The following is a 15,631-nucleotide window of genomic DNA, read 5'->3' as shown; positions in this document are numbered from 1 at the left end:
CGGGTATTGACTGGGAGTCAGGAGCCAAAGTGCCGTTTATGTAGCAAGTTGAGGACACTTTATAAAATGTTGACGTTTTTGCGCCGACTTCTGTTGAGCACCGCGACCCTTGTCGCCGTGACCAGCCCAGTATTTGCCGCCGGCAAGCCATCGCCGGTTCTCTACAACAGCCTCGCCCACGCCGCGCCGGAACTCAATCCCCAAGCGCTCAAAAGTGCATTGAACGCCATGCAATGCGCGGTCAACAACGGCGCGAAACCCTCGCGGCATCTGGCGATCATCGATTATTCGCAACCGTCCACCGAACGCCGTCTGTGGATCTTCGATCTGAGCAAAAAGAAGCTGGTGCTGCGTGATCTGGTTGCCCACGGTTCCAACTCCGGGGAAAACTTCGCCACGCAGTTTTCCAATCGCGAAGGCAGTTATCAGTCCAGCCTCGGCCTGTTCCGCACTCAGGAAAGCTACGAAGGTACTCACGGCTACTCGCTGCGCATGGACGGTCTGGAGCCCGGTTTCAATGATCTGGCCCGTGATCGCGCGATCGTGATTCATGCTGCCAGTTACGTGAACCCGCTGTGGAGCAAGCGTCAGGGGCGTATCGGCCGCAGTCAGGGTTGCCCCGCCGTGCGGCCGCAGATCGCCAAACAGGTGATCGATCGCCTGAAGAACGGCCAGTTCATGTTTTCCTGGTATCCGGATCAACGCTGGTTGCAGAAGTCACCGTATCTGAACTGCCAGCCGCAGCAGGTGGCGAGCATTCTCAACACCCACGCCAGTTAACGCGCGTCGCCTCCGGCGGGTTTGTAGAACAGGAACCTGCCGGTCTGCGCCGTGTTGCGATAGGCCTTGGCCCAGCTCGGGTGCACGCCGCGATCATGAAAATACAGGGCACCGCGCGTGCGGTCCTTGAGCTGACGGTTCAACGCCTTGCCGGCAATTTCCTTGGCCAGCGCGTATTCGGCGTCTTCCTTGACCTGATCGGGCCTGCCGTCGCACCACCAGGAAAACTGGCAATTGCCGCTTTCCGATCCTTGCTTGACCACCGCGCATACCGTGTCGGGAAAGCCGTCATGGCCGAGGCGATTCATCACCACGCTGGCGACGGCTTCCATTTCCGGGGTGTCCTTGCCCTTGGCTTCCCAGTAAATACTGCGCGCCAGACAGGTCAGCGGATCGTCCAGCGGCGCGGCACCGGCAGGGTCTACCGCCTGCGCTTCGGTCGGGGTGATGGCCTCGGATTTCGGCGCCGGGACAGCGCTGACTTTATCCGCCGCTTTCTCCTCCAGCACCTCGGCTTTCTGTTCGGCCTTGGCCTCGATCGGCGCCTGCGCCCCGGCCCATGCCGCGCCGGTCAAAAAGATCCACAACAAACCGCCCGCCAAGCCTTTCGATCCCATGTCGATTCTTCCGTCAGCGCCCGCCCGGGGCAAGATGTTACGTCGGTGAGACGCCCGGTTTGCGAGGTCTTCGCAGAGTGTAGCGAGCAAATGCGCGGGCACACCAGCGCAGAAAAAAATCCGCCGCAAAGAAAAACACATTCACTCACCGGGGGCCTTTCGCGCATCATGGGCGCATTCAGCTCAAGGGAGATTTCCATGCGCTTCATGCCGTCCGTTTTGCGTTATGCCGCATTGTCGCTGGGCGTGGTGTTCGCCACCTCGGCGCTGGCCGCCGATGAACTGCAATTGATCGAGTCGATCAACAGCTATCGCAGCCAGCCCCAGCGTTGCGGCACGCAGGCGTCAAACGAGTTGCCACCGCTGTCGGCCGATCCACGGCTGCGCCTGCCGGCCAGCGGCGCGGTTGATCTGCAGCAGGCCATGACCAGCGCCCACTACCCGATGGTCAACGTGCAGGCGATCACCCTCAACGGCCCGCGCGATGCGGCGTCAGCAATGAAGGCGATTCAGGAAAGCTTCTGTCAGGTGGTGCTCGATCCGCAGTTTGTCGATATCGGTGTCAACCGCGTTGACCGCGACTGGCGCATCGTCCTCGCGCGGCCGTTGCTGACGGCGAAACTCGGCGATGCACAAAGCGAAGGGCAAAAGCTGCTGGCGCAACTCAATACCGCGCGCAGCCAGGCGCGCCAGTGCGGCGGCCAGTCCTTCGCGGCGGCAGCACCGCTGGCGTGGAATGCCACGCTGGGCACTGTCGCTCAGGATCACAGCCGCGACATGGCCAACAACAATTACCTCGACCACAAGGACCGCGACGGCCGCACGCCGGGCGACCGCGCCGAACTGTCCGGTTACAGCGGACAACTGGTCGGTGAAAACATCGCCGCCGGGCAAGACACCGTCGGCAAGGTCGTTGACGGCTGGCTCGCCAGCCCAGGCCATTGCGCCAATCTGATGAATCCGCAATATCAGGAACTGGGCGCCGCTTACGCGACCGATCCGAAAAGCAACGCCGGCATTTACTGGACGGCAATGTTTGGCGCACCGTAAGGCATCATCGACGCCGTCAATCACTCGGTCAGCCAGAGTGATTGGACGGCGTGGCGAACGCAGCCTACCCTGCGCGATCTGCGCCCGCTGACGGCGCTCCACATCCACGAGGCGAGCCCATGACACAGCGTGAATTGATCGATGGTCACAACCGCCGCGTGGATTATCTGCGTCTGTCGGTGACCGACCGCTGCGATTTTCGCTGCGTCTATTGCATGGCCGAGGACATGCAGTTCCTGCCGCGCCAGCAGATCCTCACCCTCGAAGAGCTGTTCCAGGTGGCGCAAAGCTTCGTCGCCCTCGGCACGCGCAAGATCCGCCTCACGGGTGGCGAGCCGCTGATCCGCCCCGGCGTTGTGCAACTCTGCGAACAGATCGCCGCCCTGCCCGGCCTGCGCGAGCTGTGCCTGACCACCAACGGCTCGCAATTGGGCCGACTGGCCAGGCCGCTCTTCGACGCCGGGGTCAAGCGCCTCAACATCAGCCTCGACAGCCTCGATCCGCAGCGCTTCAAAGAGCTGACCCGCACTGGCGATCTGGCGCAGGTCATCGACGGCATCGATGCCGCCCGTGCCGCCGGGTTCACTCGCACCAAGCTCAATTGCGTGGTGATGCAGGGCCGCAACGATCACGAGATCAACGATCTGGTCAGTTTCGCCATCGAGCGTGATCTGGACATTTCCTTCATCGAAGAGATGCCGCTGGGCGCGATCGCCGAACACAGCCGCGCCGAATCCTTCTACTCCAGCGCGCAAGTGCGCGAACGCATCGCCGAACGCTTCACCCTGATCGACTCGACCGAATCGACGCAAGGGCCGTCGCGCTACTGGCGCGTGGCCGAGGCGCCGAACATTCGCCTGGGCTTCATTTCGCCGCACAGCCACAACTTCTGCGGCACCTGCAACCGCGTGCGTCTGACCGTCGAAGGTCGCTTGCTGCTGTGTCTGGGCAACGAGCATTCGATGGACCTCAAAGCGGTGTTGCGCGCCCATCCCGGCCACCCGGAACGCCTGGAAAACGCGATCATCGAGGCGATGAAACTCAAGCCGTATCGACACAATTTCGAAGTCAACGACGACGTGCAAGTGGTGCGTTTCATGAACATGACCGGCGGCTGATTCGCCGCGCAACCGGGACCGCGAGATGATCGTCAGACCGAGACCCAATCAGTTCGCCGTGCTGTTCACCCTTAGAGGCTCGATCGCCAAACGCATCGCCGTGCGCACCTTGATGCTGACACTGCTGGCGGCGGCGATTGTGCTGATCGAACTTCTGGTGCCGAGCTACTTCGCCCAGATCAATTCGACGCCGTTCACCCTGCTCGGCCTGTCGCTGTCGATTTTCCTGAGCTTTCGCAACAACGCTTGTTACGACCGTTGGTACGAGGGGCGCAAGGCCTGGGGCGAGGTGCTGTTGCGGGTGCGCGCGGTGATGCGCGAAACCCAAGGCCTCGATGACACCCGCCTGCGTGGACAACTGTTGCGCAACCTGTGCGGTTTCGCCCACGCGTTGAATGCACGGCTGCGTGGAGACAGCGAGGAGCAGGCCAGCACCGACTGGGTCAGCCCACCGATCGATGGGGCGGCGCCGGATCACTGCGGACAGATCCTTCATCAGCTCGGGCGCCAGTGTTCCGAGCTGGAAAGGGCCGGTGTGCTGTCGCCATGGCGTTATCAATTGCTGGCCAATCACCTGACCTGTCTGAGCCAGGCCCAAGCGGTGTGCGACCGGATCAAGAACACACCACTGCCCTTCCCTTACACCCTGCTGCTGCACCGCACCATCTACCTGTTCTGCCTGCTGCTGCCGTTCGCCATGGCGCAATCGCTGGGTTGGTTGACGCCGCTGTTCACGGCAATTGTCAGCTACACCTTCTTCGGCTTCGACGCGATTGCCGATGAACTCGAAGACCCGTTCGGGCGCGATGAAAACGATCTGCCGACCGATGCACTGGTGCGCACCCTGGAGCGCGATGTGCTGTACGAACTGGGCGTCTCGCCATTGCCCCCCGCGCCGGAGCCGGACGACTACGTGCTGCGCTGAATGGCTCAGCGGCAAACAACGAGATGGCCCGGCGCGTCCGCTCGGGACCGAGATGCGGCCATTCGCGAGCAGGCTCGCTCCCACAGTTGAAATGCATTCTCCTGTGGGAGCGAGCCTGCTCGCGAAAAAGGCAACTCGGTCAATCAGCCCAAACGCCGGAAAGCGCCACCGACGAATCTTCCGTTTACACGCGCGCGAATTCCCCCTTACTATCCGGGCACACCGGTCGCCGGGCCTGCCCTGCCGCCGACGCTTTCCGCCAACGGAAACACGCGTTATGAGTACGTCACCACAACAACCTCAAAGGTTGCACGTCTCTGCTGTACGCGCCCACTGCAACAGGGGCCGCGTATGAACCGCATCGTCAATCTGCCCATGGCCCTGCGCCGCTCCAAGCTGCGTCACTCCGCACGCCCGCCGGATATCGCCATTCCTGCCTGATCGCGTGAGCTGAAACCGCGACAGTCAATTTCCCGATTTTCCTGATATCCCTGCCGGGACACTTACGCCTTTTTGTCGCGTCGTGTCCGGCCGAATCTGCGCGCCTGTGCGGCGCCATCGTGAGTGATTTGCCATGAAATTCGCAGCCATCGAAGACGCACGCCTGTTCCTCGAACAGAACCCCGATATCGACATGATCGAATTGTTCATCCTCGACGCCAACGGCGTGCCGCGGGGCAAGCTGTTGCACCGCGAAGAACTGCTCGCCGTATACGAAAGCGGTCGACCGCTGCCGAGCACCATCCTTGGCCTGACCGTACAAGGCGAGGACGTCGAGAACTCCGGACTGGTCTGGGATGTGGGCGACATCGACTGCCGCGCCTATCCGCTGCAAGGCAGTCTGGTGCGCTTGCCGTGGCGACAGATTCCGACCGCCGCCGTGCAGGTCAGCATGCACCCGAGCGAGGGCCTGCCGGCGAGCATCGCTGACCCTCGGCACCTGCTGATCAAAGTCATCGACGGGCTCAAGGCCGAGGGCTATCACCCGATCATGGCGTGCGAGCTGGAGTTCTATCTGCTCGATGCCAAACGCGACCACAACGGCCGCCCGCAACCGGCGCTGGACGCCGACGGCGGGCGACCGCGACACACGCAAGTCTACGGTTTGCGCGAGCTGGAACAGATCGAGCCGTTCCTCGCCGACCTCTACAGCGCGTGCAAACTGCACGGCATTCCGGCGCGCACAGCGATCTCCGAGTACGCCCCGGGGCAAGTGGAAATCACCCTCGAACACGGCGATGCGCTGGAGGCGATGGATCAGGCGGTGCGCTACAAACGTCTGGTCAAAGGCGTGACGCACAGGCACGGCATGCAGGCGACGTTCATGGCCAAGCCGTTCGATGATCTGGCCGGCACCGGCATGCACATGCACGTCAGCCTCGCCGATGCCGACGGCCGTAATCTGTTCGCCTCGCAAGACCCGGCCGGCACACCGCTGTTGCGCACGGCGATTGGCGGCATGCTCGCGTCTCTGCTCGACTCGCTGCTGCTGTTTTGCCCCAACGCCAACTCCTACCGACGTTTCCAGGCCAACAGCTACGCGCCACTGGCGCCGACCTGGGGCGTCGACAACCGCACGGTCAGCCTGCGCGTACCCGGCGGCCCGGCCCCTACGCGACACATCGAACACCGCATCTGCGGCGCCGACGCCAACCCGTATCTGGCAGCGGCGGCGATCCTCGCCGGCATTCATCGCGGCATTCGTGAAGAGCTGGATCCGGGGGCACCGGTCGAGGGCAATGGTTATGCCCAGGCGAAAGAACTGCTGCCGACCGACTGGCTGACGTCGTTGCAGGCGCTGGAAAATTCCACGTGGGCACGAGAGGCATTGGGGCAGGAATTTCTTGGTGTGTATCTGGCGGTGAAGCGTGCCGAGTATCGGCAGTTCATGGCTGAAGTGGGTGAGCAGGATTGGCGGTGGTACCTGACCGAGGCTTAACGATCCGACACCGAACCTGTGGGAGCGAGCCTGCTCGCGAAGGCGTCATCACATTCAACATTTTGGGTGACTGACACACCGCTTTCGCGAGCAGGCTCGCTCCCACAGGGAATGCACTTCGAACCTGAATTTTTTGTGGACCCTGACATGACCATTCGCTGCAATTCCTACTACACCGCCACACTCAACCAGGACACCGACTACCCGACCGTGCAAGGCCGGCACAAGGTCGATGTGGTGATCATCGGCGGCGGTTTCACTGGCGTCGCCACTGCCGTCGAGCTGGCGGAAAAAGGCCGGAAAGTCGCCATCGTCGAAAGCCACAAGATCGGCTGGGGCGCCACCGGGCGCAATGGCGGGCAAGTCACCGGCAGCCTGTCCGGCGACGGTGCGATGCGCAAACAGATGCGCGCGAAACTGGGCGATGACGTGGACGATTTCATCTGGCATCTACGCTGGCGCGGGCATGAAATCATCCGCGAGCGCGTCGAGAAATATGCGATCCAGTGCGACCTCAAACACGGCCATTTGCACGCGGCATACAAGCCAAGCCACATGGTCGATCTGCGCAAGGATTACGACGAAGCCGTGCGCCGAGGTCTGGGCGATGAGGTGAGCCTGCTCGACCGCAGCCAGGTTCGCGACCTGCTGCAAAGCGAGCTCTACCACGGCGCAATCAAGAACACCCGCAACATGCACCTGCACCCGCTCAACCTGTGCATCGGCGAAGCGCGGGCGGCCGAAAGCCTCGGTGCGCTGATCTTCGAGAACAGTGAAGTGCTGGAGATCATTCACGGCGACAACCCTGGCGTGCGCACCGCCCACGGCCAGATCGACGCCAATCAGGTGATGCTCGCCGGCGACGTCTACCACAAACTCGAACCGGGTCAGCTCAAGGGCAAGATTTTTCCGGCCATGGGCGGCATCGTCACCACCGCGCCGCTCGGCGATCTGGCGCAACAGATCAACCGCGAAGACCTCGCCGTGTACGACTGCCGCTTCGTCCTCGATTACTACCGGCTGACCGCCGACGGCCGTTTGCTGTTCGGCGGCGGCGCCAACTACAGCGGCAAGGATTCGCGCGACATCACTGCGGAACTGCGCCCGTGTATCGAACGCACGTTCCCGGCGCTAAAAGGTGTGGCGATCGATTACCAGTGGAGCTGCGCGATGGGCATCGTCATCAACCGCATCCCGCAACTGGGCAAGCTCTCGGACAACGTCTGGTATTGCCAGGGCTACTCGGGACATGGCATCGCCACCACGCACATCATGGGCGAGATCATGAGCCGCGCGATCACCGGGCAAATGGAGCAATTCGACACCTTCGCCGCGTGCCAGCACATCCGCGTGCCAATGGGCGACCTGCTGGGCAATCCGTTGCTGGCGGCGGGGATGTGGTATTACCAGATGCTTGAGCGGTTGCGCTGAATTCACTGGCCCTATCGCGAGCAGGCTCGCTCCCACATTGGATTTGTGCACGACACAACACCCTGTGGGAGCGAGCCTGCTCGCGAAGAGGCCCTCAAACCCCACACAAAATTCAATCCGGCAACTGCTCCACCACAATCCCCAACCGCCGATAATCCTCGACATTCCCCGACCCGGGATGCCGCTCGGTAATCAACCTATGCAGGCGCGTGCACGGCGCGACCACAAACGGCTCCACCGCACCCAGCTTGTCTGCCGTAGTCACTGCAATCACCCGCGCTGCACTGTCTAGCATCGCCTGTTTGATCGGCACTTCATCGAAATGCAGCGAGGTAATCCCGACCTCGGGATGAATCGCACACACCCCGGTAATTGCCAGATCCGCCTTGATTCCCGCCAGCAGTCGCAGCGCTTCCTGACCACTGGCCGACATCGAATGCGGATTCAATTCACCGCCCGCCAGAATCACTTTCACGCACTTGTATTCGGACAAGGCAATCGCCGTCAGTGGGGAAGCGGTCACGGCGGTGATGCGGATATCGGACGGTAACGCGCGCGCCACCTGCAAGGTGGTCGAGCCGGAATCGAACAGCACAATCTGCCCATCCTCGATGTGCTGCGCCGCCAATTGCGCCAGGCGCACCTTGACCTCGTCGGTCTCATCCAGACGCGTGAAGTAATCCTTGCCCGAGTCCTTCGGTCGCGGCAACGCCCCGCCATGCACGCGCTGCACCAGCCCGGCGCTGTCCAGTTCGGCAAGGTCGCGGCGGATGGTGTCTTCGGAGACTGCGAAATGCTGGCTCAGCTCGGAAGCCATGACCTTGCCGTCACGTTCGAGAAGCAAAAGGATTTTCTGCCGACGCAGGGACGGAAGTTCAGCGATGGAATGGTCGTGCATGGTTATGCCTGTTTGTGCTTGTAGTTGCAGGTTTAAGCGACACTAGCGAAAGTCTCAGGCAAATACAAACGCAACGGCTATCAATGCTTTCGATCATTGGAATCAACAAGGCGAATTTTTTCTTTGCGCTGCGCCTGTTCACAATGGCCCCACTCTTAAAAGCTGAGGATGAACAGCCCATGAATCTCAATTTCGCCTTCGCCTGCATGATTGTCGTGTCGTTCGCGATTGCCTTGGGCCACGCCTGACAGCGCGTCAAACCGAGCCCAGCAATTGCTCACGAAGCCGCTTATGCGCCGCAGCCGCCCTGGGGGAAAGGGCTGGGCTGAGGGGGATGGATCTGAATGACACGCCGCAATCGCCAGGCAGCACTGGCTTGCTTCAAGTTTCCTGGCGCACCCGCCTGACCTGCACCAACAACGCCGGAGCAAAATGCAGCAACACCATCCGGCTCAAGTGATGCGTCAGGATAAACACCACGTTCAGCCCGCCGCCAAACGCGACAATCGCAATCGTCTCGATCGCGCCCGGCATGTACGCCAGCCACAGCGCCAGCGGATCACTGCCCAGCCAGCGCGCAGCCACCTCGGCAAACGCCGCTGCAACGATGATCATCAAGCCGACCGAAACCAGAGCGGTGCGCCCATGCCGCGCCAGTTCTGCGATGCCGAGTCCCTGAAAACGTGAGCCGATGCGCACGCCGAGAATCAGTGCGGCCAGGTTCAGGCTCCACTCCGGCATGTGAAAGCCGTGCAGCCATCCCGACTTCACAAATACAGCGGTGATGATGATCGCGGTAAGCATGAACGGCGCCGGGACGCCGACCAGCAACAGCAAGCGTCCGAGCAATACGCTCAGCGCGATGACAGAGAACGCGGTCAGCGCCATGCCTGTGGTCAACGGATCGCTGGCGACTTCAGCCACCGCTGCTTGCCCGGGAATGAGCAAACTCACCAGTACGGTGATCAACAGCAGCCGCATCAGATGCACGATGATGACTTTGCTCGAAGCCTTTTCCGACTCGAGCAAATCGAACACTGCGGCCAATGCGCCGGGATACACCGCCAGCAGTGCATCGGTGCGATTCCATCCGGCACCGCGTGTCAGCCACCAGCCGGCGAGTGCAATTTGTACGGTCAGGCAGATCAGCAATACGCCAAGGCTGGGCAACATCGTCGTCGCCGTTTCGCTGTCCCATGCTTCGAACATCAGCCCGGTGGCGATGCCCAGCGTGACCTGGATGTAGCCCAGTCCATAAGGAGTTGCCGGGGCGATGCCGGTTTTACTGGCAAACAACGCGGTAACGACAATCGAGCCCAGCAGCAAGCCGTGGGGTACGCCTTCAAACTGCAACAACGCGCCGAAACCGGCCGCAATCAACAAGCACACAATGGATTTCATAGTTCGCCTTCCTGGCTATTTTGTGAGACACCACCATTCCTTGGTAGGAGCTGCCGAAGGCTGCGATCTTTTGGGACGCAGTGCGTCCCCGGCTGCATTCCCACGCAGAGCGTGGGAACGATCAGATCGCAGCCTTCGGCAGCTCCTACAGGGGGATTTGCATTCCTAAGCGCGAAGGCGTGCAATCGCCCGCCGATATTTCTCGATCCGCTCCAGATCCTCCCAACTCGGCGAGGCGATCCGCGAGATATCGCTGTTCTCTTCCAGATCCGCCAGCTTCACCACCCGACCGATCGGGTTTTGCGCAGCGCGGTCGACAAAATCCTCGTAGGACTCGCCCGGCACTTTGGTCACCGCTGCAATCGCCGCCAGCACCTCTTCGCTGAAACCTTCCCCGCGCAAATCATCCAGACTCACCCCGCAATCCTCGACCACATCGTGCAGCACGGCGACGATGCGCTCCTCCAGCGTGTGCATGCGCAACATGACTTTCAGCGGATGCAAAATGTACGGCGCGCCGCCCTTGTCGACTTGCCCGGTGTGGGCCGTGGCGGCAATGGCGATAGCGCGTTCGAGGGTTTGGGCCATGGGAATCGAATCCTGCGCTGAATGTTTCTGATTGTTGCGCAGTGTACGCGAAGATGGCGCAGCGCAAACCGATTGAACCTTGCCCGCCCTCGCCGCCTCGAAACCAGACAAGCGCCAAATCACCGATCAGACGCGGCGCCATTGGAGAGGAATTGCCGATGAAAACCCGACTGCTGCTCCTGATCGCCACGTTCGCCATCATCCCCACCTGCGTCATGGCCGAAGGCTGCGACGTGCAGACCCGCTCCTCCAGCGCCTCGGTGCCGGCGGTGGAAACCCACAGCTGTTACGAATACGACGGCATGCCCGTGGACTCCATCAACTGGTCCTGCAGCAACGAAACCAAGGACACCCTCAACGCCACCAAGAAAAAAGTCGATCGCTGCGACGACCACTACCAGGCCACCTGCACCGCCCGCCTCACCCAGGAGTCCCTGGCCAACCCGCACTCGACCAGCAAAGACAAAAGCGCCAAACCGCTGAACATGCCCGACAACGCCAAAGTCACCACGTATTACTACAACGGTGAGCACTTGGCGCAGGCGAAGATTGATTGCGAAAACAGTGGCGGGAACTGGAAGGCTAAATAGTCTCGGTTATCGAGGATTGCCTGACAGAGAGCCCGGCTTGATGCCGGGCTTGCTGCATCTGCAAACAGCTTCAACCTTCACCTGCACCGCTGCTCGTGCCGCTGTCGTTCGATTGCTTCGAACCACTGGGCTTGGAACCCGAAGGTGTAGAGCCGTCATTGTTGGTGGTGTTGCCCTGCGTGCCTTTGGGCACGGTGGCGCCATTGGAATGAATGTCTTCCGGCGCACTCGGATTGGTTTGGCTATTGCCGTCGTTAGCGGTGGGTGCCGGGGTATCGCTGGCGGCTGTTGCATAGAGCGAAGTGGCGGATAACAGCGTGGCCAAGGTGAATGCTGCGAGACTGGATTTATGCATGTCGGCGGTTCCTCTGCGGGGGTGAGTTATGCATTGGAAGCGCGTGCGCGGGGAAAATGCGGAAGGGGTGACGAATGGCAGGAACAAACAACCCGACACCCCCTAAAAGATGCCGGGTCAACAAACAATATGCGTTATCCGATCAGAAATTCGCCGGCGTATTCGCACTGATAATCTCCGCCTCATCCGCGCCGATATTGCGGAATTTATGCGGCAACGTCGTCGGAAAGTAATAACCATCCCCCGCACTCAACACACTCACCTGCCCGTCCACGGTCAGTTCTACCGTGCCGCGCGTGACCAGTCCGCACTCTTCGCCTTCGGCATGCACGATCGGTTCTTCGCCGGAGCTGGCGCCGGGGGCATATTGTTCGCGGAGCAGGCGCATCTGCCGGCTAGGGACGGAGGCGCCGATGAGCAGCAGACGCAGGCCGTGGCGGCCGAGGTCGGGTTGTTCGTTGGCGCGGAACACGTATTGGTGTTCGCGCGGGGGCTGGTCGAAGGTGAAGAAGTCGGCCAGGGACATCGGTATGCCTTCGAGCAGCTTTTTCAGCGAGCTGACGGAGGGGCTGACGCGGTTCTGTTCGATCAGCGAGATGGTCGCGTTGGTCACGCCGCTACGCCGGGCGAGTTCGCGCTGGGAGAGTTTGTAGCTTTCGCGTACTAGTTTGAGTCGAGAACCCGTATCCATGACAGCCTTATGTTGAGGTACTTAAGGGTAATGGGGGTGGGTGGCGGGTGACGCGCAGGTCGCGCGGATCACGTTGCTCCCGTGTCCCGGAACCGTGAAAGGCGGCTATTAAATCACGTTTGCCGGTGTTGCTCAGCAGGTTCGATGGATGGTGCGGCAAAAGTCCTGTTGGCCTTGGCAATACAGCCACTGTGGGAGCGAGCCTGCTCGCGAAAGCGTAGTGTCTGGCGAATCGATGTCGCCTGATATGGCCTCTTCGCGAGCAGGCTCGCTCCCACAGTGGACATCAGTGGTTTTGCATAAGTGAAAAACCGGCGAGGTCTTTCGGACCGCCGCCGGGAGGTAAGTCAGACGCCGAAGCGGTCGCGCAGGGAGTAGTAGACCGCGCCCAGAGCGGTAAGCGGTGCGGAGAAGGTGCGGCCGCCGAGCATTGGCATGTGCGGCAGTGAGGCGAAGGCGTTGAAGCGTTCGGCGTCGCCGCGGATCATTTCCGAGATCAGTTTGCCGGCTAGGTGCGAGCAGGTGACGCCGTGGCCGCTGTAGCCCTGCATGTAGTAGGCGTTCTTTTCGATGCGGCCGAATTGCGGCATGCGCGACATGGTCAGCAGGAAGTTGCCGGTCCAGCGGTAGTCGATCTTCACGTCCTTGAGCTGCGGAAAGGTCTTGAGGATCTTCGGCCGGATCAGCTGCTCGATATCGTCCGGCTCCCGCGCGCCATACACCACGCCACCACCGTAAAGCAGGCGGTTGTCAGCGGTGAGGCGGTAGTAATCCAGCAGATAGTTGCAGTCCTCGACGCAGTAATTATTGGTGATCAGGCTGCGCGCCTGCTGCTCGGTCAGCGGTTCGGTGACGACGATCTGCGAACCACACGGCATGCTTTTCGCGGTGACGCGATTGTCGAGGCCTTGCGGCAGATAAGCGTTGCCGGCAATCAGCAAATATTTGGCGCGGACCAGACCTTTGGCGGTGCGCACGCTGATCGGCTCGCCGTAGGTGATTTCCACCGCCGCCGACTGTTCGTAGATCTTGCCGCCCAAACGCACGATGGCAGCGGCCTCTCCTAGCGCCAGATTCAACGGATGAACGTGGCCACCCTGCATGTCCAGCAAGCCGCCAACGTAGGCGTCGGAGCCGACTTCGCGACGAATATCCGCTGCATCGAGCATCTTCAGATTGCGGTTGCCGTAGCGTTCCCAGTTGCGCTTCTGCTCTGCCAGGCCATTGAGTTGTTTCTTGTTCATCGCCGCGAAGATGCCGCCCGGGCGATAGTCGCACTTGATGTCGTAATCCTTGATGCGCGAACGAATGATATCGGCGCCTTCAAAGATCATGCTGCCGAGGATTTCTGCAGTCTTGTCGCCGTAGCGCTCTTCGATCACGTCGACGTCGCGGCTATAGGAATTGACCAGTTGCCCGCCGTTGCGCCCGCTGGCGCCGTAACCGACTTTCGCCGCTTCCAGCACCGTGACTTTGTAGCCGGCTTCGCTGAGGAACAGTGCCGAGGACAGGCCTGTGTAGCCGGCGCCGATGATGCAGACGTCGCAGTCCAGCGCTTCTTCGAGAATCGGGAAGTCGATGACTTCGTTGCGGGTGGCGGCGTAGTAGCTGTTTACGTGTTGCTGTTTCATAGGTTTCTCCGAAGGCCGCCAACCAGGAGCGGCCGCCGCTGTATAAGAGTCAGAGCTTGATCCAGGTCGCTTTCAGTTCGGTGTACTTGTCGAACGCGTGCAGCGATTTGTCGCGGCCGTTGCCCGATTGCTTGAAGCCACCGAATGGCGCGGTCATGTCGCCACCGTCGTACTGGTTGACCCAGACACTGCCGGCGCGCAGGCCGCGGGCGAAGGTGTGTGCCTTGCTCAGGTTGCTGGTCCACACCCCGGCGGCGAGGCCGAAGATGCTGTCGTTGGCGATCTGCAGGGCTTCTTCGGCAGTGTCGAAGGTGATCAGCGACAGCACCGGGCCGAAGATTTCTTCCTGAGCGATGGTCATCGCATTGGTCACGCCGTCGAAAATCGCTGGCTGCACGTAGAGGCCGCCGGTTTCTTCGAGGGTGCGTTGACCGCCGGCTATCAACTCGGCGCCCTGCTCGCGGCCGATGCTGATGTAGCGCAGCACGTTATCGAGCTGACGCTGGTCGACCACGGCGCCGACGGTGGTCGCCGGATCCAGTGCGTGCCCCGGTTTCCACGCTTGCAGCGCTTCCACCAGCAGCGGAATGAACTGCTCGCGAATCGAGCGCTCGATCAGCAGACGCGAGCCGGCAGTGCAGACTTCGCCCTGATTGAAGGCGATGGCACTGGCCGCCGCTTGGGCTGCCGCGCGCAGGTCCGGTGCGTCGGCGAACACCACGTTCGGGCTTTTGCCGCCGGCCTCAAGCCAGACGCGTTTCATGTTGCTTTGGCCCGCGTAGATCATCAGTTGCTTGGCGATCGCCGTGGAGCCGGTGAAGGCCAGCACGTCGACGTCCATGTGCAACGCCAGTGCCTTGCCGACGGTGTGGCCGTAGCCCGGCAGCACGTTGAACACGCCCTTTGGAATGCCCGCCTCCAGCGCCAGTTGCGCGATGCGGATGGCGGTCAGCGGTGATTTCTCCGAAGGTTTGAGGATGAACGAGTTACCCGCCGCCAGCGCCGGGGCGAACTTCCAGCTGGCCATGATCAGCGGGAAATTCCACGGCACGATTGCCGCGACCACACCGGAGGGCTCGCGGGTAACGAGGCCGAGTTGGTCGTGGGGCGTGGCGGCGACTTCGTCGTAGATCTTGTCGATGGCCTCGGCGCTCCAGCGGATCGCGTTGGCGGTCGCCGGGATGTCGATGCTCATCGAATCGCTGATCGGCTTGCCCATGTCGAGGGTTTCCAGCAGTGCCAGTTCTTCCTGGTGCTGCAGGATCAGATCGGCGAAGCGGATCAGGACGCGCTTGCGCTCGGCCGGGGCTTTTTTCGCCCAGATGCCGGAGTTGAAGGACTGGCGCGCGGCTTCGACGGCCAGGTTGGCGTCGGCTTCATCGGTGCTGGCGACGGCAGCAAGAAAGCGGCCGTCGACCGGGCTCAGACATTCGAAAGTGTCGCCGCTGATCGCCGGGCGGTATTCGCCGTTGATGAAGGCGCGGGATTCGATGGACAGGAACTGGAAGCGTTGTTCCCAGTCGTTGCGGGTTGTGGTCATTGTTTTGAGCTCGACAAGGGGGAATTTGGGGGTTGGTCTGGTTGCTTTGTCTGGCCGGGAATCGCTGCCCTCACCCT

General features: G+C 61.5%; 16 protein-coding genes. 8 read left to right on the top strand and 8 right to left on the bottom strand.

Annotated features, from left to right (window positions below; translation table 11 throughout):
• Positions 1–66: 66 nt before the first annotated feature.
• Positions 67–780 (top strand): murein L,D-transpeptidase catalytic domain family protein, encoded by a 714-nt coding sequence (locus AB4N48_RS08400; RefSeq protein ID WP_460095147.1) that lies wholly within the window; start codon positions 67–69, stop codon positions 778–780.
• Here AB4N48_RS08400 and AB4N48_RS08395 read toward each other — a convergent pair.
• Positions 777–1,397, bottom strand: a complete 621-nt coding sequence (locus tag AB4N48_RS08395) for a cell wall hydrolase (RefSeq protein WP_460095146.1) — start codon at positions 1,395–1,397, stop codon at positions 777–779. The two genes, AB4N48_RS08400 and AB4N48_RS08395, sit on opposite strands and share 4 nt — an antisense overlap.
• A gap of 198 nt (positions 1,398–1,595) precedes the next feature.
• Here AB4N48_RS08395 and AB4N48_RS08390 point away from each other — a divergent pair, with 198 nt between their 5' ends.
• The 5 genes from AB4N48_RS08390 (at position 1,596) to AB4N48_RS08370 (ending at position 7,860) form a co-directional block, all read left to right on the top strand.
• Positions 1,596–2,447, top strand: coding sequence for a CAP domain-containing protein (locus tag AB4N48_RS08390; protein WP_095181988.1), 852 nt, complete (start codon positions 1,596–1,598; stop codon positions 2,445–2,447).
• A 119-nt stretch (positions 2,448–2,566) separates the two neighbouring features.
• Positions 2,567–3,565 carry a GTP 3',8-cyclase MoaA gene (gene moaA / locus AB4N48_RS08385; RefSeq protein WP_041480911.1) on the top strand — a complete coding sequence of 333 codons (999 nt, stop codon included), beginning with the start codon at positions 2,567–2,569 and terminating at the stop codon, positions 3,563–3,565.
• Positions 3,566–3,590: 25 nt separating this feature from the next.
• Positions 3,591–4,490 carry a bestrophin family protein gene (locus AB4N48_RS08380; RefSeq protein ID WP_375122342.1) on the top strand — a complete coding sequence of 300 codons (900 nt, stop codon included), beginning with the start codon at positions 3,591–3,593 and terminating at the stop codon, positions 4,488–4,490.
• 574 nt (positions 4,491–5,064) lie between these two features.
• The gene (locus tag AB4N48_RS08375) at positions 5,065–6,429 is read left to right on the top strand and encodes a glutamine synthetase family protein (protein ID WP_460095145.1); all 1,365 of its coding nucleotides are present in this window, start codon (positions 5,065–5,067) and stop codon (positions 6,427–6,429) included.
• Positions 6,430–6,576: 147 nt separating this feature from the next.
• On the top strand, positions 6,577–7,860 hold the full coding sequence (locus tag AB4N48_RS08370) for an NAD(P)/FAD-dependent oxidoreductase (RefSeq protein ID WP_460095144.1): 1,284 nt from the start codon (positions 6,577–6,579) through the stop codon (positions 7,858–7,860).
• 112 nt (positions 7,861–7,972) lie between these two features.
• On the opposite strand, the gene AB4N48_RS08365 is transcribed toward AB4N48_RS08370, so the two are convergent.
• Positions 7,973–8,758: a DeoR/GlpR family DNA-binding transcription regulator gene (locus AB4N48_RS08365; RefSeq protein ID WP_460095143.1), complete on the bottom strand. Its 786-nt coding sequence runs from the start codon at positions 8,756–8,758 to the stop codon at positions 7,973–7,975.
• Between the two features lie 83 nt (positions 8,759–8,841).
• On the opposite strand from AB4N48_RS08365, the gene AB4N48_RS08360 reads away from it, so the two are divergent.
• Positions 8,842–9,006: a hypothetical protein gene (locus tag AB4N48_RS08360; protein ID WP_460095142.1), complete on the top strand. Its 165-nt coding sequence runs from the start codon at positions 8,842–8,844 to the stop codon at positions 9,004–9,006.
• Between the two features lie 133 nt (positions 9,007–9,139).
• On the opposite strand, the gene AB4N48_RS08355 is transcribed toward AB4N48_RS08360, so the two are convergent.
• Together AB4N48_RS08355 and AB4N48_RS08350 are read right to left on the bottom strand one after the other, a co-directional pair.
• Positions 9,140–10,159, bottom strand: a complete 1,020-nt coding sequence (locus AB4N48_RS08355) for an AbrB family transcriptional regulator (RefSeq protein WP_423663227.1) — start codon at positions 10,157–10,159, stop codon at positions 9,140–9,142.
• Positions 10,160–10,324: 165 nt separating this feature from the next.
• A complete protein-coding gene (locus AB4N48_RS08350; protein WP_071172831.1) occupies positions 10,325–10,747 on the bottom strand; it encodes an HD domain-containing protein in 423 nt (140 codons plus the stop codon).
• A gap of 158 nt (positions 10,748–10,905) precedes the next feature.
• On the opposite strand from AB4N48_RS08350, the gene AB4N48_RS08345 reads away from it, so the two are divergent.
• Positions 10,906–11,337: a hypothetical protein gene (locus AB4N48_RS08345; RefSeq protein ID WP_150635000.1), complete on the top strand. Its 432-nt coding sequence runs from the start codon at positions 10,906–10,908 to the stop codon at positions 11,335–11,337.
• Positions 11,338–11,407: 70 nt separating this feature from the next.
• Here AB4N48_RS08345 and AB4N48_RS08340 read toward each other — a convergent pair whose 3' ends face one another.
• From AB4N48_RS08340 to AB4N48_RS08325, 4 genes are all read right to left on the bottom strand, one after another.
• Positions 11,408–11,692 carry a hypothetical protein gene (locus AB4N48_RS08340; RefSeq protein WP_217849279.1) on the bottom strand — a complete coding sequence of 95 codons (285 nt, stop codon included), beginning with the start codon at positions 11,690–11,692 and terminating at the stop codon, positions 11,408–11,410.
• A 142-nt stretch (positions 11,693–11,834) separates the two neighbouring features.
• Positions 11,835–12,383: a cupin domain-containing protein gene (locus tag AB4N48_RS08335; protein WP_011333561.1), complete on the bottom strand. Its 549-nt coding sequence runs from the start codon at positions 12,381–12,383 to the stop codon at positions 11,835–11,837.
• Positions 12,384–12,730: 347 nt separating this feature from the next.
• Positions 12,731–14,014: an NAD(P)/FAD-dependent oxidoreductase gene (locus AB4N48_RS08330; RefSeq protein WP_041480928.1), complete on the bottom strand. Its 1,284-nt coding sequence runs from the start codon at positions 14,012–14,014 to the stop codon at positions 12,731–12,733.
• 49 nt (positions 14,015–14,063) lie between these two features.
• On the bottom strand, positions 14,064–15,554 hold the full coding sequence (locus tag AB4N48_RS08325) for an aldehyde dehydrogenase (RefSeq protein ID WP_460095140.1): 1,491 nt from the start codon (positions 15,552–15,554) through the stop codon (positions 14,064–14,066).
• Positions 15,555–15,631 lie beyond the last annotated feature (77 nt).

The sequence above is a fragment of the Pseudomonas sp. S2_C11 genome (genome assembly GCF_054668395.1).
This window is presented reverse-complemented; position numbering and strand designations above follow the sequence as displayed.

Coding starts and splice junctions, on each gene's coding strand:
- AB4N48_RS08400 (WP_460095147.1), top strand. CDS start 67: ATGTTGACGTTTTTGCGCCGACTTCTGTTGAGCACCGCGACCCTTGTC.
- AB4N48_RS08350 (WP_071172831.1), bottom strand. CDS start 10,747: ATGGCCCAAACCCTCGAACGCGCTATCGCCATTGCCGCCACGGCCCAC.
- AB4N48_RS08340 (WP_217849279.1), bottom strand. CDS start 11,692: ATGCATAAATCCAGTCTCGCAGCATTCACCTTGGCCACGCTGTTATCC.
- AB4N48_RS08335 (WP_011333561.1), bottom strand. CDS start 12,383: ATGGATACGGGTTCTCGACTCAAACTAGTACGCGAAAGCTACAAACTC.
- AB4N48_RS08395 (WP_460095146.1), bottom strand. CDS start 1,397: ATGGGATCGAAAGGCTTGGCGGGCGGTTTGTTGTGGATCTTTTTGACC.
- AB4N48_RS08365 (WP_460095143.1), bottom strand. CDS start 8,758: ATGCACGACCATTCCATCGCTGAACTTCCGTCCCTGCGTCGGCAGAAA.
- AB4N48_RS08330 (WP_041480928.1), bottom strand. CDS start 14,014: ATGAAACAGCAACACGTAAACAGCTACTACGCCGCCACCCGCAACGAA.
- AB4N48_RS08390 (WP_095181988.1), top strand. CDS start 1,596: ATGCGCTTCATGCCGTCCGTTTTGCGTTATGCCGCATTGTCGCTGGGC.
- AB4N48_RS08380 (WP_375122342.1), top strand. CDS start 3,591: ATGATCGTCAGACCGAGACCCAATCAGTTCGCCGTGCTGTTCACCCTT.
- AB4N48_RS08370 (WP_460095144.1), top strand. CDS start 6,577: ATGACCATTCGCTGCAATTCCTACTACACCGCCACACTCAACCAGGAC.
- AB4N48_RS08360 (WP_460095142.1), top strand. CDS start 8,842: ATGCTTTCGATCATTGGAATCAACAAGGCGAATTTTTTCTTTGCGCTG.
- AB4N48_RS08355 (WP_423663227.1), bottom strand. CDS start 10,159: ATGAAATCCATTGTGTGCTTGTTGATTGCGGCCGGTTTCGGCGCGTTG.
- AB4N48_RS08345 (WP_150635000.1), top strand. CDS start 10,906: ATGAAAACCCGACTGCTGCTCCTGATCGCCACGTTCGCCATCATCCCC.
- moaA (WP_041480911.1), top strand. CDS start 2,567: ATGACACAGCGTGAATTGATCGATGGTCACAACCGCCGCGTGGATTAT.
- AB4N48_RS08325 (WP_460095140.1), bottom strand. CDS start 15,554: ATGACCACAACCCGCAACGACTGGGAACAACGCTTCCAGTTCCTGTCC.
- AB4N48_RS08375 (WP_460095145.1), top strand. CDS start 5,065: ATGAAATTCGCAGCCATCGAAGACGCACGCCTGTTCCTCGAACAGAAC.